Source organism: Pseudomonas sp. ACN5 (assembly GCF_002303975.1).
GTDB lineage: Bacteria > Pseudomonadota > Gammaproteobacteria > Pseudomonadales > Pseudomonadaceae > Aquipseudomonas > Aquipseudomonas laurylsulfatiphila.
Map to the genome: position 1 here is coordinate 1 of NZ_MRCP01000030.1, position 20,939 is coordinate 20,939.

General features: G+C 61.8%; 19 protein-coding genes and 1 rRNA gene. 7 read left to right on the forward strand and 13 right to left on the reverse strand.

Translation table 11 applies throughout. The annotated features are described in order from the left end of the window. Nucleotides 1–94: 94 nt before the first annotated feature. On the reverse strand, nucleotides 95–991 hold the full coding sequence (locus BSF40_RS30950) for a LysR family transcriptional regulator (protein ID WP_095968226.1): 897 nt from the start codon (nucleotides 989–991) through the stop codon (nucleotides 95–97). 151 nt (nucleotides 992–1,142) lie between these two features. Between BSF40_RS30950 and BSF40_RS30955 the strand changes: the two genes are divergently transcribed. Beyond that, nucleotides 1,143–2,570 carry a mechanosensitive ion channel family protein gene (locus BSF40_RS30955; protein WP_095968227.1) on the forward strand — a complete coding sequence of 476 codons (1,428 nt, stop codon included), beginning with the start codon at nucleotides 1,143–1,145 and terminating at the stop codon, nucleotides 2,568–2,570. 121 nt (nucleotides 2,571–2,691) lie between these two features. Here BSF40_RS30955 and ycaC read toward each other — a convergent pair whose 3' ends face one another. From ycaC to BSF40_RS30990, 6 genes are all read right to left on the reverse strand, one after another. Further along, nucleotides 2,692–3,318, reverse strand: a complete 627-nt coding sequence (gene ycaC, locus BSF40_RS30960) for an isochorismate family cysteine hydrolase YcaC (protein ID WP_007977200.1) — start codon at nucleotides 3,316–3,318, stop codon at nucleotides 2,692–2,694. 69 nt (nucleotides 3,319–3,387) lie between these two features. Continuing rightward, the gene (locus BSF40_RS30965; RefSeq protein ID WP_095968228.1) at nucleotides 3,388–5,226 is read right to left on the reverse strand and encodes an amidohydrolase; all 1,839 of its coding nucleotides are present in this window, start codon (nucleotides 5,224–5,226) and stop codon (nucleotides 3,388–3,390) included. After that, nucleotides 5,226–5,834, reverse strand: coding sequence for an antibiotic biosynthesis monooxygenase (locus BSF40_RS30970; protein ID WP_095968229.1), 609 nt, complete (start codon nucleotides 5,832–5,834; stop codon nucleotides 5,226–5,228). The genes BSF40_RS30965 and BSF40_RS30970 overlap by 1 nt, the downstream gene beginning before the upstream one ends. After that, a complete protein-coding gene (locus BSF40_RS30975; RefSeq protein ID WP_095968230.1) occupies nucleotides 5,827–6,090 on the reverse strand; it encodes a hypothetical protein in 264 nt (87 codons plus the stop codon). The genes BSF40_RS30970 and BSF40_RS30975 overlap by 8 nt, the downstream gene beginning before the upstream one ends. A gap of 258 nt (nucleotides 6,091–6,348) precedes the next feature. Further along, on the reverse strand, nucleotides 6,349–6,615 hold the full coding sequence (locus BSF40_RS30980) for a DUF6124 family protein (protein WP_095968231.1): 267 nt from the start codon (nucleotides 6,613–6,615) through the stop codon (nucleotides 6,349–6,351). Nucleotides 6,616–7,582: 967 nt separating this feature from the next. Further along, complete coding sequence (locus tag BSF40_RS30990; protein ID WP_095968232.1) at nucleotides 7,583–8,500, reverse strand: LysR family transcriptional regulator; 918 nt, start codon at nucleotides 8,498–8,500, stop codon at nucleotides 7,583–7,585. A 158-nt stretch (nucleotides 8,501–8,658) separates the two neighbouring features. Between BSF40_RS30990 and BSF40_RS30995 the strand changes: the two genes are divergently transcribed. Continuing rightward, nucleotides 8,659–9,102: a helix-turn-helix domain-containing protein gene (locus BSF40_RS30995; RefSeq protein ID WP_095968233.1), complete on the forward strand. Its 444-nt coding sequence runs from the start codon at nucleotides 8,659–8,661 to the stop codon at nucleotides 9,100–9,102. A gap of 36 nt (nucleotides 9,103–9,138) precedes the next feature. On the opposite strand, the gene BSF40_RS31000 is transcribed toward BSF40_RS30995, so the two are convergent. Then, nucleotides 9,139–9,963, reverse strand: coding sequence for an alpha/beta fold hydrolase (locus BSF40_RS31000; protein ID WP_095968234.1), 825 nt, complete (start codon nucleotides 9,961–9,963; stop codon nucleotides 9,139–9,141). Between the two features lie 35 nt (nucleotides 9,964–9,998). Further along, the gene (locus tag BSF40_RS31005) at nucleotides 9,999–10,574 is read right to left on the reverse strand and encodes a flavodoxin family protein (RefSeq protein ID WP_095968235.1); all 576 of its coding nucleotides are present in this window, start codon (nucleotides 10,572–10,574) and stop codon (nucleotides 9,999–10,001) included. A gap of 408 nt (nucleotides 10,575–10,982) precedes the next feature. Between BSF40_RS31005 and BSF40_RS31010 the strand changes: the two genes are divergently transcribed. Beyond that, nucleotides 10,983–13,787, forward strand: coding sequence for a winged helix-turn-helix domain-containing protein (locus BSF40_RS31010; RefSeq protein ID WP_095968236.1), 2,805 nt, complete (start codon nucleotides 10,983–10,985; stop codon nucleotides 13,785–13,787). Here the strand turns inward: BSF40_RS31010 and BSF40_RS31015 are convergent. Continuing rightward, the gene (locus tag BSF40_RS31015; RefSeq protein WP_095968237.1) at nucleotides 13,752–15,236 is read right to left on the reverse strand and encodes a winged helix-turn-helix domain-containing protein; all 1,485 of its coding nucleotides are present in this window, start codon (nucleotides 15,234–15,236) and stop codon (nucleotides 13,752–13,754) included. The two genes, BSF40_RS31010 and BSF40_RS31015, sit on opposite strands and share 36 nt — an antisense overlap. Before the next feature lie 161 nt (nucleotides 15,237–15,397). Beyond that, nucleotides 15,398–16,348, reverse strand: a complete 951-nt coding sequence (locus BSF40_RS31020; RefSeq protein WP_095968238.1) for a GlxA family transcriptional regulator — start codon at nucleotides 16,346–16,348, stop codon at nucleotides 15,398–15,400. A 306-nt stretch (nucleotides 16,349–16,654) separates the two neighbouring features. Here BSF40_RS31020 and BSF40_RS31025 point away from each other — a divergent pair, with 306 nt between their 5' ends. Next, entirely contained in the window at nucleotides 16,655–17,377 is a 723-nt protein-coding gene (locus tag BSF40_RS31025) for a pirin family protein (RefSeq protein WP_095968239.1), read from the forward strand. Nucleotides 17,378–17,418: 41 nt separating this feature from the next. On the opposite strand, the gene BSF40_RS31030 is transcribed toward BSF40_RS31025, so the two are convergent. Continuing rightward, complete coding sequence (locus tag BSF40_RS31030) at nucleotides 17,419–18,483, reverse strand: AraC family transcriptional regulator (protein ID WP_095968240.1); 1,065 nt, start codon at nucleotides 18,481–18,483, stop codon at nucleotides 17,419–17,421. Nucleotides 18,484–18,645: 162 nt separating this feature from the next. Between BSF40_RS31030 and BSF40_RS31035 the strand changes: the two genes are divergently transcribed. The 3 genes from BSF40_RS31035 to BSF40_RS31045 all read left to right on the forward strand — a co-directional run bounded on the left by BSF40_RS31035 (nucleotide 18,646) and on the right by BSF40_RS31045 (nucleotide 20,646). Next, nucleotides 18,646–19,497: a 3-hydroxybutyryl-CoA dehydrogenase gene (locus BSF40_RS31035; RefSeq protein ID WP_095968241.1), complete on the forward strand. Its 852-nt coding sequence runs from the start codon at nucleotides 18,646–18,648 to the stop codon at nucleotides 19,495–19,497. After that, nucleotides 19,484–20,143, forward strand: coding sequence for a TetR/AcrR family transcriptional regulator (locus tag BSF40_RS31040; protein WP_095968242.1), 660 nt, complete (start codon nucleotides 19,484–19,486; stop codon nucleotides 20,141–20,143). The genes BSF40_RS31035 and BSF40_RS31040 overlap by 14 nt, the downstream gene beginning before the upstream one ends. A gap of 89 nt (nucleotides 20,144–20,232) precedes the next feature. After that, the gene (locus tag BSF40_RS31045) at nucleotides 20,233–20,646 is read left to right on the forward strand and encodes a VOC family protein (RefSeq protein WP_095968243.1); all 414 of its coding nucleotides are present in this window, start codon (nucleotides 20,233–20,235) and stop codon (nucleotides 20,644–20,646) included. Between the two features lie 183 nt (nucleotides 20,647–20,829). On the opposite strand, the gene rrf is transcribed toward BSF40_RS31045, so the two are convergent. Then, nucleotides 20,830–20,939: ribosomal RNA gene (rrf, locus tag BSF40_RS31050) — 5S ribosomal RNA — on the reverse strand; the annotation flags it as partial.

Below are 20,939 nucleotides of genomic sequence, written 5' to 3' on the forward strand. Positions count from 1 at the left end.
CGCGAAGGCGGTGGGTCAGTCGACATCAATGTCCCATGACCCACCGCCTTCGCGAGCAAGCCCGCTCCCACTGTAGATTGTGTGAACCCTATCCTTACAACCCACCCTCAGACTGATCCAGCGCCTCGCGCAAGAACTCAACCAGCACCTGCACCGGCCGCGAGCTCTGACGATGCTGCGGATACACCGCCGACAATGTCAGCGGCTCGGGGCGCAAATCCTCCAGTACCTCGACCAGCCGTCCATCCTTCAACGCCGAGCCGACGATGAACGCCGGCAAATACGTGATCCCCAGGCCGGCGATAGCCGCATCCCTGAGCACCTCGCCGTTATTGACCCGCATCCGCCCGGTGACGTTGACCGTCAGCGGCTTGCCCTGCCCCGCAAAACGCCATTGCACCTGTCGACCATGGCCGTACGGCAGACAGTCATGACCGTGCAATTGCTCAGGTTTGAGCGGTGTGCCGCGCTCGGCCAGGTACGCCGGGCTGGCGCAGTACACCCGCTGGATCGACGCGATCCGCCGGGCAATCAAGGTCGAGTCCTCGAGCGCGCCGATGCGCAACGCCAGGTCGTATCCCTCACCCAGCAAATCCACAGGCCGATCGCTCAGATCCATCTCCACCGTCACATCGCGATAGCGCTGCAAAAACACCGGCAACAGGCAGCCCAGATGCGCCAGTGCGAACGACAGCGGAGCGCTCACACGAATGGTCCCGCGTGGCTCGGTGGTCTGGCCGGCGATGCCCTGCTCCACTTGTTCGACTTCACTGAGCAGGCGCAAGGCTGACTCGTAATAACTTTGCCCCAGCGGCGTGACATCCAGTCGCCGGGTCGAGCGATTGAGCAGGCGCACGCCCAGGCGCTCTTCGAGTTGCATCAAGCGACGGCTGACAAACTGCTTGGACAGCCCCAGTTGATCGGCGGCAGCCGTGAAGCTTCCAGAGTCCATCACCTGGCAAAAAATACGCATATCTTCGAAGGGGTTCATTGTCACTTCCAGGTTGACAGTTAAACATTTTATAGCCGCTTTTTCCCTTCCTGGCACACTATTAATCTGCTCCGTACTCAAGCGGGAGAAAGCTCCCTCGCCACAACAGCATCCTCCACCTGCGCGACCTCATTTCTACTGGAGCATTCCCATGTCCTTTCTCCTCAGTCACCTGCTCTCCCTGAGCACCCTGCTGCTGGCCATCGACGCCCTGCTCTGGCACGTCGCGCCATTCAAGCATCGCGTCAGCCGGGTCGGTGTGCGCCTGGCGCTGTTTCTGCTGTTCAGCGCGGTGCTCATCAACGCCGGCGTCAGCCCGTTGCAGGCGCCGTTGTTTGCCGATGATCGCGTGGCACAACTGGGGGCCACGGCACTGGGGATTCTCTGGTGGCTGTACGCGGCACGGGTGCTCACCGAAGTGATCGGCCTGGCCCTGATGCGGCGCATCGGCCACAGCGGCCGGCTGTTGCAGGATGTCATCGGCGCACTGGTGTTCCTGATTGCGGTGGTGGCCGCCGCCGGCTACGTGCTGGAGCTGCCAGTGAAAGGTTTGCTGGCGACCTCCGGCGTCGTCGCCATCGTGGTGGGCCTGGCATTGCAGAGCACCTTGAGCGACGTGTTCTCCGGCATCGTGCTCAACACCACCAAGCCCTACCAGGTCGATGACCGGGTTTCCATCGACGGTATCGAAGGCAAGGTGCTGGACATCGACTGGCGTGCCACTCACCTGCTGACCAGCGCCGGCAGCACCGCTGTGGTGCCGAACTCGGTGGCGGCCAAGGCAAAGATCGTCAACCTCAGCCGCCCGTTCAACATGCACGGCGTGTCGATCAGCATTCAGGTGCCCAACCACATTCGCCCGCGTCGGGTACTCGATGCCCTGGACCGTACTCTTCAGGGCAGCAGCAGTCTGCTGCTCGATCCGGCGCCCAAAGCCGTGCTCAAGGAAGCCGGCGAAACCATGTCCGAATACGTGGCCAGCGGCTTCATCGCCGAATTGGGCAAAAAGGGTGAAGTGCGCAATCAACTGTTCGACCTGGCTCATCGGCACCTCGAAGCGGCAGGCATTTCCCGGCAACCCGATGGCGTGATCGAGCCGTCGACCCGCGTACGGGCCTTGCTCGATGAAGTGAAAATCTTCCGTTCCCTGAGCGCCGATGAACGGGATCGCCTGGCCCAGAACATGGTGGCGCAGCAATACGCGGCCGGTGATGTGGTGCTGGATCTGGATGAGGTACCGGACAGCCTGTACGTGATCGCCACCGGCGTGGTCAGCGCCACGGTCCCCGACGGCAGCACGCAGATCGAAGCCGGGCGCATGGGGCCCAGTGAAGTCATGGGCGAACAAAGCATCCTCGCCGATACGCCGTCCCAGGCACGGTTCACCGCCATGACCTCAAGCATCATCTACCGCCTCGACAAATCCCTGACCCGCGACTGCATGGCGCAACGACGGGAGGTCGACCGGGCGTTGAACAAGCTGCAAGCGGTGCGCCAGCAAAACAGCCGGATGGCGTTGATGGCCAAACCGGTGGTGGTCAGGAAAGGTGGGTTTTTGGGGTGGTTGCAGAGTCGCTGATCCACGGCTGACACAAAACACTGTGGGAGCGAGCTTGCTCGCGATAGCTATCTGTCAGTCAACACATGTGTCGACTGATACGCCGCCATCGCGAGCAAGCTCGCTCCCACAGGTGTACGTCTTACTTGGCCGTGAACTTCATGTAGCTGTTGATCAGGTTGCGATAGTTCGGCAGGCGCTCGGACAGCAGGTTGGCCAGGCCTTCCATGTCATTGCGCCAGTCGCCTTGCAGCTCGCAGGCCACGGAGAACCAGTTCAGCAGGTGTGCACCGGCGGCCGACATGCGTGCCCAGGCCGCTTGTTGCACGGTGGTGTTGAAGGTGCCGGACGCGTCGGTCACCACAAACACCTCAAAGCCTTCGGCAATGGCCGACAGGGTCGGGAACGCCACGCACACGTCGGTCACCACACCGGCGATGATCAGTTGCTTGCGACCGGTGGCCTTGATTGCCTTGACGAAATCTTCGTTGTCCCAGGCGTTGATCTGGCCCGGGCGGGCAATGAACGGCGCGTCCGGGAACTGCGCCTTGAGTTCAGGCACGATCGGGCCGTTCGGACCGCTGTCGAAACTGGTGGTGAGGATGGTCGGCAGTTTGAAGAACTTGGCGATGTCGCCCAGCGCCAGCACGTTGTTCTTGAACTCGTTGGGCGAGAAATCCTGCACCAGCGAGATCAGACCGGTCTGGTGGTCGACCAGCAATACCACGGCATCGTCTTTGTTCAGGCGTTTGTATGGAACGTTGCTCATTGGAAGCTCCTTGATGGATGGTTGTTGCATACCGCACCGCCCTGTTGGGTCGGCGCTTTCTTGAATGCGTCAGAAGGCAAAACACGAGCAGCCAAAGGCGCCCCAGAAACCGGCGAAATCGCTGACCGGCGCGTTCGACAGGCGTGCCCGTTCATGGCTGTGGGAATGCACCGCACAGGGCCCGCTGCAGTGGTGAACCTGGGCCTGCATCGGCGACGTCGGGCGCCAGTGGCCCGGCACCTTCACCACCGGCGACCAGTCCGGCAGCACCGGCACGCTGGCCGGCCCGAGCTTCTCGAAGTCACCGGCGCCGTACACCACCTTGCCGCCGACCACGGTCAGCACCGACTCGATCCACTTGATCGCCTCTTCATCGACGCTGAAGAAGTCCGCGCTGAGGGCCGCGACGTCGGCCAATTGCCCGACCTTGATCTGGCCCTTTTTGCCCTGCTCCGACGAGAACCAGGCGCTGCCGTGGGTGAACAGTTCCAGCGCCGTCAGGCGTGAAAGACCTTCGGCGTGCAGTTCCATGCCGCCGACGGTGCGGCCGCTGACCATCCAGTACAACGAAGTCCACGGGTTGTAACTCGATACCCGCGTGGCGTCGGTGCCAGCACCGACCGGTACACCCTCGGCCAGCATGCGCTTGATCGGAGGCGTCGCTTCGGCCGCTTTCGCGCCGTACCGCTCGACGAAATATTCGCCCTGGAAGGCCATGCGATCCTGAATCGCAATGCCGCCACCCAGCGCCCTCACCCGCTCGATGTTCTGCGGGGTGATGGTTTCGGCGTGGTCGAAAAACCACGGCAAGCCGTTGAACGGAATGTCGCGGTTGACCTTCTCGAACACGTCGAGCATGCGGCTGATGGATTCGTTGTAGGTCGCGTGTAAACGGAACGGCCAGCGCTGCTCGACCAGATGGCGCACCACCGGCTCCAGTTCGGCTTCCATGGTTTGCGGCAGGTCCGGGCTCGGTTCGAGGAAGTCTTCGAAGTCCGCCGCCGAGAACACCAGCATTTCCCCGGCGCCGTTGTGCCGAAGGTAATCGTCGCCCTGGTGCAGCTTCACACTGCCGGTCCAGTTCTTGAAGTCGGTCAGCTCTTCCTTGGGTTTCTGGGTGAACAGGTTGTAGGCGATGCGCACGGTCAGTTGCTCATCCTTCGCCAACTGCTCGATCACCTGGTAATCGTCCGGATAATTCTGGAAACCACCGCCGGCATCGATCGCGCTGGTCAGGCCCAGGCGATTGAGTTCGCGCATGAACTGACGGGTCGAGTTGACCTGATACTCCAGCGGCAGCTTCGGCCCCTTGGCCAGGGTCGAGTACAGGATCATCGCGTTGGGCCGCGCCACCAACATGCCGGTCGGCTCGCCGTTGGCGTCGCGCACGATCTCGCCACCCGGCGGGTTCGGCGTGTCGCGGGTGTAACCGGCGACACGCAACGCTGCGCGGTTGAGCAAGGCGCGGTCGTACAGGTGCAACACGAATACCGGGGTGTCCGGTGCCGCCTGGTTGAGCTCGGCCAGGGTCGGCATGCGCTTCTCGGCGAACTGGAATTCGTTCCAGCCACCGACCACCCGCACCCACTGCGGCGTCGGTGTGCGGTCGGCCTGATCCTTGAGCATGCGCAAGGCATCGGCCAGGGACGGCACACCTTCCCAGCGCAGTTCCAGGTTGTAGTTCAAGCCACCACGGATCAGGTGCAAGTGCGAGTCGTTGAGCCCGGGGATCACACAGCGGCCCTTGAGGTCGATCACTTGGGTATTCGAGCCACGCAGGGCCATGGCCTGGGCATCACTGCCCACCGCGACAAAGCGACCATCGCTGATCGCCACCGCGCTGGCGAGCGGCTTTTCGCGGTCAACGGTATGAAATTGACCATTGAACAGAATCAGATCGGCGTTCATCAGGGTTCCTCGTGCAATGTGGCAGAAGACAGCCAGGGCGCGAACAGACGCGTCGCCATGGGCATGAAGATGTAAACCACCGAGAGCACGATGGTCAGGGTGATCAGGAACGTGGCCACCACGTAGTGGGAGAGCAAGGCGTTGAGCCGCAACAACGGCCCCCACAGCAGCGGCACGAGCAAGGTGTGCGGCAGGATCACCAGCAACGTCACCACGGCCTGCTTCCAGCGCGGCGGTGGCGTACCGGTTTCGGCCTGGGGCGAAAACCAGAACTCGTTGACCGGATTGACTTCGGTCTGGTCGCCATCAGCCAGCATCGGAGCAGCTTCGTCGACCAACGCCTGGCGCTGCGGCGAATCGAGCCAGTTCTGCATCGCCTCGGTCGAGCAAAAGCGCAGCACGCAGGTGTAGGTGTCGAGGCCGGCGTTTTTACCGCGCACCACATCCACGCCCAGGTGCCCGACATTCTGCGCGGCCACCTTGACAATGTTGCGCAGCCAGGCTTCATAAGGCGCTTCGAAACCAGCCTTGACCCGGTGCTTGACGATCAGCGTCACCACCTCATCAGGCCCGGGACTTGCCGGCTCACGGCGATTGAGATCAGACATAACGCAAGGCTCCGGCAAGACGGACATTGAGCGCCAGCCGTCCCGGCCCGGCGATGAGAATGCTGGTGAACACGATCAACAACAGCCAGCCGAACTGGCCTTCGAAGAGGGTCCACTGCGGATGCACGAGCAACATCGACACCCACAGCAAAAACAGAATAGGCAAACATGCCAGACGCACCAGCAAGCCGCCGCTGACCCGCAGGAACAGCACCCCCCAGTCTTGCGCCCGATCATCACGTCGCGAAGTGTCCATGGCCCACCTGCACCAATGAAAAACCACCGGCGTCGATGCGCCGGGACAGGATTCGATAGTGCCGGGACGGGAGGAGGAAAAATTGAATGTACGTGCTCTGTTTTCTGTGTGGACCGAGAACTGTCCATCGACACAGATCCTTGTGGGAGCGAGCTTGCTCGCGATTGCGGCACAACATTCAACATTGATGTTGGCTGATCCACCGCCTTCGCGAGCAAGCCCGCTCCCACAGGTTTATTTGTTGTTGCTACTACCGGGTTATTCCTGCGGATCGAGATTATCCAGCGCCCTATTCACCGCCAGCTCACCCAACATGATGATCTGCGCAATCCCCAGCAGCGCGTTGCGATGCGGGCTCTGCAGAAAGCCAGCAAGATCACTGGCCATGATGCTGGCCGAGGCCAGGGATTCGCAGGCGTGGGCCAACAGAGTTTCGGTGTTGATGTCGGGGGTGATGACAAACATTGTGCTGGGATTGCGCGGTGAGGCAGGGTCTTTCGGGGGATTCGGGGTGGGTTTGAACATGGTGGAACTCCTTGATCAATGGAGCCGCCACAGGTCGCTGCTAAACGAATTGGGTGGCGGCTGTACGCGGGTTAGCAGACCAGGGATCAAGGAACCCGGCGCACCGAAGTGCCCCACGCACAGCCACCAAATTGCGGACCGAAATGGTCTTGAGGTGACACTGGCGAGCCTTGAAATTTACCGAGCTGCTAAACCCGATCGCTGCATGGACAGCGACGCGGAGAACGTTAGAGATCAGGGCCAAGACACACAAGCCGGCGGATTCTGGCGTAGTTGTAGGCAACGACGCAAGGCGGCGTGGCTTTCAGGAACAGAGGTTGACGGCTTTTAAACAGAGCTGTCAGAACACTGCATACTCCCTGTGAGAGATTGGTTGGCGGGCAGTCCGCCTTCGCGGGCAAGCCCGCTCCCACAGGGATTGGGGACATCTGCAAAAATCAGGTCGGCTGGCAGACCGCCTTCGCGAGCAGGCTCGCTCCCACAGTTGGACTGGGTACATTCGAAAGAAATTGGTCGGCTGGCAGGCCGCCATCGCGAGCAAGCTCGCTCCCACAGAAGAGCAAAGGCAGAGCAATCCACACCGCGCCGCTTCTCACCACTCATCAGGCCGAGCGTTAGCTCGCCTGCAGCTCTTGATCTTGATCCACCCGCCCCCTCGGCAGGCTGAGTGGAGGCGTTCATCCGGGGGTGGGCGCGCAGCGCCGTTCGGCGAAGCCGAACACATCGAGAGGAGGTCGAAGCGAAGCCGACCGGAGGCGATGCCCCCGGATGAATGCCGGAGCGAAGGAACCCCGAGCCTAAGCGAGGGGCCGTACGTAAGGGGCGAGACCTTTTGGTTACTTTTGGGGCGTTTGCCAAAAGTGACCCGCTGTAAGAGCGGAACCATAAGCCGCCGTTACCGCAGAAACGGATATGTACTCAACCAACCAAGAACCTGGTCGGCCCAGAGGCCGCCAAGGTCAAAAGCCTAGCGAATATCCAAAGCCAAAGACATGAACTGCCCAATCCGCGCCCGCAACCACCGCTCCGCCGGATCATTGTCATGCACCCCGCTCCAGGCCATCGACAACTGCGCCGCCTCAATCTCGAACGGCGGATCCTCGGCGCGCAACCCACACCCCTCCACCAACGCACACGCCGCATAATCCGGCACGGTGGCGATCATCTCCGTCCCCGCCAGCAACGCCCGCAACCCACTGAACTGCGGCACGCCAAGCACCACGCGACGACTGCGCCCGACCTTCGCCAGATCCAGATCGATATTGCCGCTCAAGTCACCGGAAAACGACACCATCGCATGGGGCCGTTCGCAGTACTCATCCAGGGTCAGCGGCCCCGGCCGGGTATCACCACGCAGCACTTTGCAGGGAATATCGCGCAGCTTCTTGCGCTTGGCATTGGCCGGCAGGTCCGTGGTGTAGCTCACGCCCACCGAGATCTCCCCCGACGCCAGCAACGCCGGCATCAACAGATAATTGGCCCGCCGCACGACCACGACGATGCCCGGTGCTTCCTCTTGCAGCTGACGCAGCAACGACGGAAACAAACCGAACTCGGCATCGTCCGACAGCCCGATGCGGAACACATCGCAACTGGTCGCCGGATCGAATTCCCTGGCCCGGCTGACCGCACCGGAAATGGTATCCATCGCCGGCTGCAGCTCCTTGAGAATCGTCAGCGCCCGCGCCGTCGGTTCCATGCCGCGACCGTTGCGCAGCAGCAACGGATCGTCGAACAGATCACGCAGACGCCCCAGCGCGGCGCTCACCGCCGGTTGGCCCATGAACAGTTTTTCCGCGACGCGGGTCAGGTTCTTTTCGAACATTAGCGCCTCGAAAATCACCAGCAGGTTCATGTCGACGCGACGCAGATCGTTACGGTTCATAAGCACGGTTCCCTTGTGTGTTCGGCCAGGCGCGAGGTTGAGAAGTGTGTCTGACTTTACCCGGGACGTCCCGCGCTGAACGCGGAATTAACAACGATTAACTCGCAAGCCAGAGCCTTCGGGTCCAAGAATGAAGCCTACCGACACGGACATTCACCATGGCTCACGTTCAGCAAAATGCCGCGCCCGCGCCATTCACGCCTGTGCCAAAGAAAAGCACCGGCGGCCTCAGCCCGCAGCGCGAACGGCTGGTTAAACAACTGATCCTCGAGCGCCTCGGCGACAGCCTGGAAGTCACTGAACTGGCACAGGCCTGCGCCCTCTCGCGCAGTCATTTCTCCCGCGCCTTCAAGTGCAGCACCGGACTCTCGCCGCAGGACTGGATTCGCCGGCAACGCATAATCCTGGCCAAGCAATTGATCCAGTACACCGACATGAGCCTTACGCAGATCAGCCTCGAATGCGGCTTCTGCGACCAGGCGCACTTCTGCCACCTCTTCACCCGCAGCGAAGGCATCAATCCGTTTGCCTGGCGCTGTCAGAGGGTGCGTGGCCTTGAAAGCAAAAGATCGCAGCCTTCGGGCATGCACGCTAGCGTTTAGGCGCTGGCGAAGCCTGCGATCTTTTGATCTGGCTTTTTAACCTTTCAAGAACGCCAACAGGTCAGCGTTGAGCTGATCCTTGTGGGTGTCCGTCAGCCCGTGAGGGGCGCCCGGGTAGATCTTCAGGGTCGAGCCTTTGACCAGTCTGGCCGAGGAGACACCTCCCGCCTCGTAAGGCACGACCTGATCCGCGTCGCCATGCACCACCAGCGTCGGCACGTCGAACTTCTTCAAGTCTTCGGTGAAGTCGGTTTCCGAGAACGCCTTGATGCAGTCATGGGCGTTCTTGTGGCCGGCCATCATGCCTTGCATCCAGAACCAGTCGATCATGCCCTGGGACGGTTTCGCGCCGGGTTTGTTGAAGCCGAAAAACGGCCCGCTGGCGAGGTCGATGTAGAGCTGCGAGCGGTCGGCCAGCGAGGCCTGGCGGATGCCGTCGAACACTTCCAGTGGCAAGCCACCGGGGTTGGCTTCGGTCTTGAGCATCAGGGGCGGCACCGCGCAAATCAGCCCGGCCTTGGCCACGCGGCCGGTGCCGTGGCGACCGATGTAACGCGCCACCTCGCCACCACCGGTGGAGAAACCGAACAGCACGGCGTCTTGCAGGTCCAGCAGCTCGATCAACTGCGCCAGATCGTCGGCGTAATGGTCCATGTCATTGCCCGACCACGGCTGGCTGGAACGCCCATGACCGCGACGGTCGTGGGCGATGACCCGGTAGCCGTTGGAGGCCAGGAAAATCATCTGCGACTCCCAACTGTCGGCGTTCAGCGGCCAGCCGTGACTGAAGACAACCGGCTGACCGGTGCCCCAGTCCTTGTAGTAAATCTCGACGCCGTCGCGGGTAGTGAAAGTGCTCATGGGTGATGCCTCCTTAACGAGGGTTGGGGGGTGAATCAAACCGCAAGTCGGTTCAGGCGATCGGCCAGGCGCGCCACCCGCTCGCCCAGGTGCGCGGCGGTGCAGCGATCCTCGGGAGGCGGCGCATCGTCGGGGGATTGCTCGACATTCGACTGGGCCATGGCGCCCAGTGAGCTGCCCAGGCGATTGAGTTGGCCGTTGAACGCGCCGGTGCTGGAACGGGCCGGTAGCAGGTCGAGGCCGACCCAGATCATCGAGTGCTGCGCGGCGAACACCGCCATCTGCAGCAAGGTGTTGAGTTTGTCGCCGCACAGGCAGCCGGAATTGGTGAAGCCCGCCGCGAGCTTGTCGCGCCAGGGCTGGGTCAGGTAGAACGCGGCCGTGGCCTCCATGAACGCCTTGAAGGCCGCCGAGGCGCTGCCCATGTAGGTCGGCGCGCCGAAGATGATGGCGTCGGCGTTGTGCAGCCGCGCCCAGTGCTCGTCCACTTCCTCGACCGGGATCAACTGGCAAGTGCTGCCCAGGTGCCGCTCCACGCCCGCGGCCACGGCTTCGGCCATGACCCGGGTGTGCCCGTAGCCACTGTGATAGACCACCACCACGTTGCTCATTCCGGTGTCCTTTGTGGGAGCGAGCCTGCTCGCGAAAGCGCTGTGTCAATCACCGCATAGGCTGAATGTGACACCGCCTTCGCGAGCAGGCTCGCTCCCACATCGAGCTGCTCGCGGCTGACTGACATTTCATCCCTGCCTTCAGTGGAAGTTGAAGAAGGAGAGTTTTGGACGCAGACCGGACGCAGGACGAGTTAATCGTTGTTAATTTTCCTTGGCACGCAAAAAGCCCCGGCCTGTCCCGCCCATCTGTCGCCCCCAATGTTTTCGGGACCGACAGCAGATGGCCGATACGCTAGAGTCAATGCCTGCCCCTTCAGTCACCCGGGCGGCACATTGCGCTGCGTAAAAAACCTGAGGAATATGCTCGTAAACCGCGAACCAGACGGCTGCAGCAGGAGCGACTCGTTGACCCTTTCCCCCGAACAGGCTGTGCATTTCGGCCCCTACCGGGTCTACCCCGGACAACGCCTGGTGATGGAGGCCGACCAGCCCTTGCGCCTGGGCCGGCGCGCCATGGACATCCTGTTGATCCTGCTGGAACACGCCGGCAACGTGGTCAGCAAGCAGCAATTGATCGCTCGGGTCTGGCCCGACAGCGTGGTCGAAGACATCAACCTGCGGGTGCACATGGCCGCGTTGCGCAAGGCGCTCGGCGACGGTCAGGCCGGCCAGCGCTACATCGTCACCGTGGCCCAGCGCGGGTACAGCTTCGTCGCACCGCACTCAAGGGAACAGGTCGAACAACCGTCTGCGCCCATGGCTTGCGCGCCGAGCCGGCATAACCTGCCGGTGCGCCGCACACGCATGATCGGCCGGCGCACGCTGGTCGACAATCTGGTGGTGCAACTGCCGCGCCAGCGCTTCATCACCCTTGTCGGCCCCGGCGGCATCGGCAAGACCACCGTGGCCTTGCGAGTCGCCGAACAAATGATCGGTCGCTACCGGGACGGCATCCGCCTGCTGGACCTGGCCCCGATCAACTGCCCGCTGATGATCGACGGCCACCTGGCGACGTTGCTCGAACTGGCCCTGCACGATGACGAGCCCCTGAGCGGCCTTGCCGACTGTCTGCGCGACAGGCAAATGCTGTTGGTCATCGACAACTGCGAACACCTGGTCGGCGCCATCGCCCAGCTCTGCGAAAACATTCTGCGCAGTGCGCCGCACGTGCACATTCTCGCCACCAGCCGCGAGAGCCTGCGGGCCGAAGGCGAATTCGTCCAGCGCCTGGCATCACTCGACTGCCCGCCGCCCATCGCCGTCCTCGACCGCGCCCAGGCCATGACCTTTTCCGCCCTGCAACTGTTTGTCGAGCGGGCCATGGCCAGCCATGACAACTTTGAACTGACGGACGATGAACTGCCGCTGTTGATCGACATCTGCCACCGACTGGACGGCATTCCATTGGCCATCGAACTGGCGGCGGCGCAAGTGGGCAACTTCGGATTAGCCGGCTTGCTGGCGCAGTTGCAAAGCAGTTTCCGGGTGTTGACCCAGCCCTGTCAGACGCCCCCGGCACGCCATCAGACCCTGCGCGCGACACTGGACTGGAGCTTCGAGCTGCTCAACGCCTGCGAAAAGACCTGCCTGCGCCGACTGAGTGTGTTTCGCGGCGGCTTCACCCTGGAGTCGGCAGCGGCGGTGATCGTCGGCGAACACATCGAACCTCGCGAAGTGTTCGGTTCGATCACCCAACTGGTCGCCAAGTCCCTGTTGAACGTGGAGGTGGGCGATGAAGATGTCTACTACCGTCTGCTCGATACCACCCGCAGCCATGCGCTGGAAAAACTCGCGCAAAGCCCCGACCTGCCCGGCACGCGGGAGCGCCATGCCGAGCGTTGCCTGGCGCTGATGCAACAGGCGCAGGACGAATGGGAGAAAACCTCGACCGGCCTGTGGCTCGAGCGCTATGGCCGGACCCTGGAGGACATCCGCGCGGCCCTCGACTGGGGTCTGCACGGGCAAGGGCCGCAGGCGCTGGCGATACGCCTGGCCGCGACGTCCACGCCCCTGTGGCAGGAGCTGTCACTGCTCAAGGAACACGGCGGTTATGTGCGCAAGGCCCTGGCCTTGCTCGAGCAGTCTGCCGAGCCTTGCCCGCGCTTGCAGATGACCCTCAAGCTGGCCCTGGGCAGTGCCTGTTACCACGCTCAAGGCGCGAGCGCCGAAACCCTTGGCGCCTTTGTCAGCGCCAGAACCCTGGCCAGCCGACTCAACGATGTGGCCGGTCAGTTGCGGGCGATTTCCGGTCACCTGGCGGTCAATCTCAGTGGCGGCCAATACCAGATGGCCCTGCAACAGAGCCGGCAATTCGATCAACTGGGGCTACATGACGACGCCCTGTTATCCCTGAGCACTCATCGATTGCGGGTGCTTGCCCTGCATTTTTCAGGCGACCAGCAACAGGCCGGGGAGCATGCCGAACAGGTACTGCAACGCATGGCCCACAGTGGTCATCTCAACCGTTTCACCCATGGCTTCGGCGTGCAATACGACCAGAGTGTCGCGGCGCTGACCATCCAGGCGCGCATCCTCTGGCTGCGAGGCCAACCGGAACAGGCCTGGCGTGCAGCCCGGCAGGCGCTGGACATCGCGTTGCAGATCAACCACGGCACGTCGATCTGCTACACCCTGGCGCTCGCCGGCTGCCTGATCGCCTACTACAACGGTGACACCCGCAGCGCCCGCGAACTCCTGCGCCTGCTGCTGCAACAGGCGCAGAAACACTCGGCCCTGCTGTTCCATACCTGGGCGCAACACTACGCGCAGGTGATCGGCGGCGTCGATGTCGCGCCCGCCAGGCAACGAAGTGTCGGACTGATCAAGGACATCATGGTCACGCTGGATTCCACCTGCGTCGATGACGACCTGCTTGAACGTGCGCAAAACGGCGCGTCGGGCTGGAGCACGGCAGAGATTCTGCGGGCCAGGGCCGAGACGCTGCTGGCAACGGATTTTCCGGCCAACGCCGCGATGGCTGAAACCGTGTTACTCAAGGCACTCGACGTGGCGAGAACCCAGGGCGCCTTGACCTGGGAGCTGCGCAGCGCCACCTCGCTGGCGCAATTGTGGCAGCGACAGGGCCACCATCAACGGGCGCATGCATTGCTGGCGCCGGTCTACCAGCGCTTCACCGAAGGTTTTGCCACGCCGGACCTTAAGGCCGTGCGCCACTTACTCGGTGAGTTGCATTGCCACTTGCCGGCCTGAAAGCCGGGGCGTTTGACTGACGTAACCGGCATAACGCATTTCAAGGGTGCGCAGCTCACCACTGAGTTCGAGCTTTTCCAGGGCGTAGGTGCGGGTGGTGTTGAGGAAGCGGTAACGGATCACCCCGCCGCCCTGCTCCAGGGACAGCAATGATTTGAGTGCGAGGTTGTCCAGCACCTCGATCAGCTCGGCGACCGGTAACGCGTCGCCGCTGATCGCGCCTATCGCGGCGTCCTGGGTGAAGGCCATCTTGAATATCGCCAAACGCTGCAACACGGATTGTTCCAGCGCAGTCAACCGTTCGTAGCTCCAGTCCAGTGCAGCCTTGAGCGTCTGATGCCGGGGGACGGCCGTACGGCGGCCTTGGGACAGCAACTGAAAACAGTTATCGAGTTGTGCTTGCAACCCCACCAGCGCCAGCGCATCGATTTGCGCCGCCGCCAATTCAATCGCCAGCGGCAGGCCGTCGAGGCGCCGGCAGATTTCGCGCACGACCCTGAGGTCCTGTTCGCGCAAGGTGAAGCCTTGCTGACGGGCCCGGGCACGGCTGACGAACAACTGCACCGCCGAATAGCCCATGACCTCGGCAACGCTGCGCAGCGCTGACGCCGGCGGCACCGCCAGCGGTGGCAGACGCAACAGGGTTTCGCCCACGGCCTTGAGTGGCTCGCGGCTGGTGGCAAGGATCGACAGTCGCGGCATCGATTGCAGCAGTGTCTCGATCAACGTCTGGCAGCGTTCGAGCAGATGCTCGCAGTTGTCCAGGACCAACAAGGCATGTCGCTGCGCCAGCGCCTCCAGCGTGGTGCCGGCTTCCAGCCCAAGGGTTCGTGCGAGATGATCGGTCACTTGCGCCGGATCCTCGATCGCCGCCAGGTCCACCAGCCACACGCCGTGCCGATAGTGCTGCAACAACAGTTCGGCCACGCGCAAGGCGACGGTGGTCTTGCCGATCCCGCAAGGCCCGACCAGGGTCATGAATCGGCGCACGGGCAACTGCCGCACCAGGCTGCCGACAACCGCATCGCGCCCGGTGATCGATGTGAGCCGCGCCGGCAAGTTGTGCAGGGGCTTTTTTAGGGTCTCGCTGGGGAACGCTACAGGCTGCGGCGAATGCTGTACCGGGGCGACAAAACTGTAGCCGCGCTGGGGAATGTTGACGATGTAGCTCTGACCGTTCTGCCCGTCGCCCAAGGCCCGACGCAGGGCAGCAATGTGCACCCGCAGGTTGATCTCTTCGACCACGGAGCGCGGCCAGACCTGCGCAATCAACTCGTCCTTGCTGACCACCGAGCCCGCGTGTTCGACCAGCACCTGCAACACATCCAGGGCGCGGCCGCCCAGGCGCAGCGGTCGATCGCCCTCCAGCACCAGGCGCTGACTGAGGTGGAAAGCGTAGGGTCCGAATTGCAGCACCGCTTCGTTGCTGACATCTCTGAGGCTGTTCATGGGCAGTCACCCGCAGGAAACCTGATCTGGCACGTGAGTCCATCCAGGCTCCGCACCTTCCTTGCAATGAGTTACCTCGTATCTTGGCAGCCCTCTGTGACGGTACAACCGCCACGGGGGGAGCGTCACGGCCATTGCGGTGCGCACAACGGACATGCGCGCTAGCTGAACTGCTCGCGGTATTGGGTCGGGGTCAGGCCAAGCTTTTCACTGAACAGAAAACGCATGTGCCGTACGCTGCCGAAGCCGCTTTTGAAGGCCACGGTCTTGAGCGGCAACTCGCTGGTTTCCAGCAGGTTCCTGGCGCAATCGATGCGTGCGCTTTGCAGAAACTCCATCGGCGTCATGTCCACCTCCCGGGCGAACACCCTGGCGAAATGCCGCGGGCTCATGTTGGCCAGGCTCGCCATGCGCTCGATGCTGAAGGACTCGTCGAGGTGCTCGAGCACATGGTTCTGCACGCGGGTAATCGGCGTTTCGTGAGGCGCCACCGCCGCCATCAACGGGCTGAACTGTGCCTGCCCGCCCTGACGCTTCATCACCACCAGCAAGACCTTGGCCACGTCCTGGGCGACTTTTTTGCCGTGGTCCTGCGCCACCACCGACAACGCCAGGTCGATCCCGGCGGTGACGCCGCCGGAGGTGATCAGGTTGCGGTCCTGGACAAAGATCTGGTCGGTCTCGACGGTCGCCTTCGGAAAGCCCTTGATCAGCCGCTCGGTGTAGTGCCAGTGGGTGGTGACGCGATAGCCGTCGAGCAAGCCCGCATGCCCCAATACGAACGCTCCGGTGCAGATCGAGCCGTAACCGGCGGACCGGCTGACGTTGTGCCTGAGCCAGTCGAGCAACGGCGGATGCTTTTCGTTGTAGGCACCGGGACCACCGGGTACCAGCAGCAAATCAAAACCTTCGCAGGCCTGATCGATGTGCCGGTCGGCCTGCACGCTCACGCCATTGGACGCCCGCAATGCGCCGGGCTCGGTGCCGATGGTCGACAGCACATAGTGATCGTCGGGTTTCAGATAACGATTGGCGATGGAAAACACTTCCATGGGCCCGGCCATATCGAGCAGGAGAAAGTCGGGAAACAGCACCATTGCCACGGTTTTCATGGATTGGAATTCACTGGATTAATTGAGACGGTGCACATCCTCTGTGGGAGCGGGCTTGCTCGCGAATGCGGTGGGTCAGTCAGCATGGATGTTGATTGACCCACCGCATTCGCGAGCAAGCCCGCTCCCACAAAAGACATGCCATTCATCAGGGCCAAATATCGGAACAGAATAGCTGGTTTGTGCTCATAAACTGTCAACCATAACGAGACAGTATTTCAATTTACACCTACTTATTGAATCAAATGGTAAATATTAACCTTCTCCTCACTCGGACGAATTCACGTCCCCACAGGAGATTTCATCATGCTGACTCTTCGCAAAGCCTCGGATCGTGGTCTGGCCAATCACGGCTGGCTGAAGTCATTCCACACCTTTTCCTTTGCCAACTACCGCAATCCGAAAGAGCAGGGTTTTTCCGACCTGTTGGTGATCAACGACGACCGCGTCGCCGCCGGCAAAGGCTTCGGCCAGCACCCGCACCGCGACATGGAGATCTTCTCCTATGTGCTTGAGGGTGCCCTGGAACACAAGGACACCCTGGGCACCGGGTCGGTGATCCGCCCCGGCGATGTGCAACTGATGAGCGCTGGCAGCGGCGTGGCCCACAGTGAGTTCAACCACTCCAGCACACGGCCGGTGCACTTTCTGCAGATCTGGATCGTGCCCGACGTCAGCGGCGCCAAACCGCGCTATCAGCAGGAGCACTTCAGCACCCGGAAAAAACGCGGGCGCCTGCAGCTGATCATCTCGCCGGACGGCGCCAAGGGTTCGCTGAAGGTGCGTCAGGATGCACGGGTGTATGCCGGCCTGATCGACGGCCAGGAAAGCGCCGCCCTGGAACTGGCCGCCAACCGTTATGCCTACGTGCACGTGGCCCGGGGCAGCGTCGAACTCAACGGCGTGTTGTTGCAGGAAGGCGACGGTGTGCGGGTTCGTGATGAACAGGCACTGACCTTGAGCAACGGCGTGGACGCTGAAGTATTGGTCTTCGACCTGCGTCCGCAGGAACTGCCGGAAATGCCATGACCGATCCCTGTGGGAGCGAGCCTACTCGCGAAGGCGGAGTGTCAGACGACATCCCTGTTGAATGACCTATCGCTTTCGCGAGCAGGCTCGCTCCCACAGTCCCCCTGATAACGGGCCCGATAGCGCCCGGGGCTTTCCCCGGTCCACTTCTTGAACGCCCGATGGAAGGCGCTGGGCTCCTGGAAGCCCAGTTGCTCGGCGATGTCGCTGATGCTCGCGTCGCTCTGACGCAATTGCTCAAAGGCCACGCCGCGCCGTACTTCGTCCTTGATCTCCTGATAGGAACAGCCTTCGCGCTCCAGCTTGCGGCGGAAGGTGCTGGGGCTCAGGTGCTGTTCCAGGGCAAAGGCCTGCAACGTCGGCCATTCACTGTAGTGACTGCCGCGCAAACGCTGATGAACCTGCGATGCCAAGCCATGCTGGTTACGAAAGCGGATCACCAGCCATTGCGGCGCGGTGCGCAGAAACACTTTCAGCGATGCCAGGTCCTGGACCACAGGCAGGCGCAAGTAGTGGCTGGCAAATTCGATTTCAGTGCGCTCGGCACCGAAGGTCAGGTTGGGCCCCCAAAGCAGGCGGTCGTCACTCAGCGACAGGCGCGAATGGCGGAAGTCCGCACGGTCAATGGGAATGCGCCGCCCGCCCAGCCAGCACAGCAGACTGATCATCAACACCAGGAAGGTTTCTTCACCAAACCGGCTGGCATCGTTGTCCTCCGAACGGGTTTGCAGGCTGATGACCGCACGCTTGCCCCGCACGGCCAGCGAGCCACGAAAGTCGCGCAGGAACAGCCCGAAGTTGGCCAGGCACTGACGCATGGCCTTGTGCAGATCGGGCTCCTGAATCAGGGCGCGGCAAATCAGGGCGAAACTGCCCGGCGGCATGCCATGGGAATCGAGCCCGAAAAACTCGTCGTCGAGCTCGCGGATCTGAATCAGCCACAACGCCGCAAACGCATTGGCCGGCACCCGCGCCGTGGGTTGTTGCATGACCGCCGGATCAATACCCGCCTGTTCGAGCACGGCCGTCACGCGCTGCGGATCGTCCCTCAGCCCATGGATCATTGCCTGCACGAAATAGGCGGCAACCGAGTCCTTTTCCCGCATTGGTTCGCTTCTCTCTCATCACCCGAATGGCAAAAAACATCAGTGCCGTTGAACAGTTTTGGCATAGGACAACCGCCCTGCCGGCTCTAGACTCGCGGCAATAGTACGCCTTCGACCGCAATCGCGGCCAAGGTATCGCAGGGTTTGATCGAAGGACGGAAAATGAATCTGCAAAACATCGGTGTAATCGGCGCAGGCACCATGGGCAACGGCATCGCACAAGTCTGTGCCATGGCCGGTTTCAACGTGACCTTGCTCGACATCTCTGAAAGCGCATTGCAAAAAGCCGTCGCGACGGTCGGTAAAAACCTGGACAGGCAGATCGCCAAGCAAACCCTGACGCCAGAGCAGAAACAGGCCACCCTTAACAAAATCCGCACCAGCACCGATTACAGCGTCCTGCGTGACGCGCAACTGGTCATCGAAGCGGCCACTGAAAATCTCGACCTGAAACTGCGTGTGCTGCAACAGATCGCCGCGCAAGTCGGCAGCGAATGCGTCATTGCCTCCAATACCTCGTCGCTGTCGATCACCCAACTGGCCGCCAGTGTCAGCCAGCCAGAGCGCTTCATCGGCCTGCATTTCTTCAACCCGGTGCCAGTAATGGGCCTGATCGAAGTCATCCGCGGCCTGCAAACCAGTGACGCGACCCACCAACTGGCGCTGGACATGGCGACCACCCTCGGCAAAACCGCGATCACCGCCGGCAACCGTCCGGGCTTCGTGGTCAACCGGATCCTGGTGCCGATGATCAACGAGGCGATCCTGGTGTTCCAGGAAGGCCTGGCCAGCGCCGAAGACATCGACGCCGGCATGCGCCTGGGCTGCAACCAGCCTATCGGTCCGTTGGCCCTGGCGGACCTGATTGGCCTGGATACCCTGTTGTCGATCCTCGAAGCCTTCTATGAAGGATTCAACGACAGCAAATATCGCCCGGCGCCATTGCTCAAGGAAATGGTCGCTGCCGGTTACCTGGGGCGCAAGACGGGGCGCGGCTTCCATGCCTATGCCTGAGCGTTGCTCGCGCTTTGCCGAGTACCGGGACAAGGTCCTGGAGCTGTTTGCCTGCAAGGGGTTCGGCCAGGTCGGCATGCGTGAGCTCGCGACGTGCCTGGGGCTCTCCCCAGGCTCGCTGTATCACCATTACCCCAGCAAACAGCATCTGCTGCTGGACCTGATCGAGGAGTTCTACGAGGAGCTGCTGGCCACTCTGGGACGCATCCAGCAAAAAGCGCCCGGCAAACGCGATAAACTCAACAGCCTGATCCGTGCCCATCTGAATCTGCACCGGGAGATGCCTTGGCATTTCCGCCTGGTGGAGCGCGACAGCGGTTGCCTGAACGAAGAGCAACAGGCTCGGGTTCAACAATTGCGCGAGCAATACGAACGCACGTTGCTGAAGATGCTGGGCGCGAAGTCCCGCTTCAGCGAGCAAGGCCTGCTGGCCGCCGGGCATGCCATTGGTGCGCTGCTCAACAGTGCCCCCAGCTGGCTCACACCCCATGTGCTGGACGAGCAGGAACGTGAGGAGCTGCTGGAAAGCATGGTCAGCGGCGCCATCGAACGAGTGCTTGCGCCGCGGCGTGTGCCGGAGGCGATAAGCCTCGCGCGTCCTATGGAAAAAACATCTAAAGAAACACAAGCTCCGACAAAGATTTAGCGCTTTGCTTGTCGGCTCGACACAATCGGAATTCGCCGAAAAAACCGGCGTCCAAACCGATGTATGCACTCGAGCACCTGGAGCCGACCATGAAAATCAATCCCTACCTTATCTTCAACGGCGACTGCAAAGACGCCTTCACGTTCTACGCAAAGTGCCTGCAAGGCCAGATCGAAGCCATGTTGACCTTTGGTGAAACTCCTGCGGGTGAGCATTTCCCCAAGGAGCTGCACAAGCTGATCATCCATACCCGCCTGATCGTGGGCGATCAGGCGCTCATGGGGTCGGACACCACACCGGATCGCCCCGTCGATAAAATGAGTGCCTGCTCGATTTCACTCAACGTCGACAGCATTGCCGAGGCCGAGCGGGTGTTCAATGCACTGGCGGACGGTGGCAGTGTGCAGATGCCACTGGAGGCCACGTTCTGGGCAGCGCGCTTCGGCATGCTCGTCGACCGTTTTGGTGTGTCGTGGATGGTCAATTGCGAAAAGGATCAGTGAACGGCCTTCGTCGATCGACAGAAATGAAGGCACAAGAAAGCCCAGCCTGAAACGGTTGGGCTTTATCTGTGTGTCGCTGCAAGCGCTGGAGCACACACTGGAGCGGTTTGGGCAGCAGTTTGAATTTCCTGCGGACAAAAACAAAACCCCAACTGCTTTCGCAATTGGGGTTTCGGAATTTAATCTTGACGATGACCTACTCTCACATGGGGAAACCCCACACTACCATCGGCGATGCATCGTTTCACTGCTGAGTTCGGGATGGGATCAGGTGGTTCCAATGCTCTATGGTC

Bases quoted from the DNA above. Each gene is read 5' to 3' on its own strand.
- BSF40_RS30990 (WP_095968232.1), bottom strand. From the start codon at position 8,500: ATGAACCGTAACGATCTGCGTCGCGTCGACATGAACCTGCTGGTGATT.
- BSF40_RS31020 (WP_095968238.1), bottom strand. From the start codon at position 16,348: ATGAAAACCGTGGCAATGGTGCTGTTTCCCGACTTTCTCCTGCTCGAT.
- BSF40_RS31045 (WP_095968243.1), top strand. From the start codon at position 20,233: ATGAAAATCAATCCCTACCTTATCTTCAACGGCGACTGCAAAGACGCC.
- BSF40_RS30970 (WP_095968229.1), bottom strand. From the start codon at position 5,834: ATGTCTGATCTCAATCGCCGTGAGCCGGCAAGTCCCGGGCCTGATGAG.
- BSF40_RS30965 (WP_095968228.1), bottom strand. From the start codon at position 5,226: ATGAACGCCGATCTGATTCTGTTCAATGGTCAATTTCATACCGTTGAC.
- BSF40_RS31015 (WP_095968237.1), bottom strand. From the start codon at position 15,236: ATGAACAGCCTCAGAGATGTCAGCAACGAAGCGGTGCTGCAATTCGGA.
- ycaC (WP_007977200.1), bottom strand. From the start codon at position 3,318: ATGAGCAACGTTCCATACAAACGCCTGAACAAAGACGATGCCGTGGTA.
- BSF40_RS31025 (WP_095968239.1), top strand. From the start codon at position 16,655: ATGCTGACTCTTCGCAAAGCCTCGGATCGTGGTCTGGCCAATCACGGC.
- BSF40_RS30980 (WP_095968231.1), bottom strand. From the start codon at position 6,615: ATGTTCAAACCCACCCCGAATCCCCCGAAAGACCCTGCCTCACCGCGC.
- BSF40_RS30975 (WP_095968230.1), bottom strand. From the start codon at position 6,090: ATGGACACTTCGCGACGTGATGATCGGGCGCAAGACTGGGGGGTGCTG.
- BSF40_RS31000 (WP_095968234.1), bottom strand. From the start codon at position 9,963: ATGAGCACTTTCACTACCCGCGACGGCGTCGAGATTTACTACAAGGAC.
- BSF40_RS30955 (WP_095968227.1), top strand. From the start codon at position 1,143: ATGTCCTTTCTCCTCAGTCACCTGCTCTCCCTGAGCACCCTGCTGCTG.
- BSF40_RS31005 (WP_095968235.1), bottom strand. From the start codon at position 10,574: ATGAGCAACGTGGTGGTGGTCTATCACAGTGGCTACGGGCACACCCGG.
- BSF40_RS30950 (WP_095968226.1), bottom strand. From the start codon at position 991: ATGAACCCCTTCGAAGATATGCGTATTTTTTGCCAGGTGATGGACTCT.
- BSF40_RS31030 (WP_095968240.1), bottom strand. From the start codon at position 18,483: ATGCGGGAAAAGGACTCGGTTGCCGCCTATTTCGTGCAGGCAATGATC.
- BSF40_RS30995 (WP_095968233.1), top strand. From the start codon at position 8,659: ATGGCTCACGTTCAGCAAAATGCCGCGCCCGCGCCATTCACGCCTGTG.
- BSF40_RS31040 (WP_095968242.1), top strand. From the start codon at position 19,484: ATGCCTATGCCTGAGCGTTGCTCGCGCTTTGCCGAGTACCGGGACAAG.
- BSF40_RS31035 (WP_095968241.1), top strand. From the start codon at position 18,646: ATGAATCTGCAAAACATCGGTGTAATCGGCGCAGGCACCATGGGCAAC.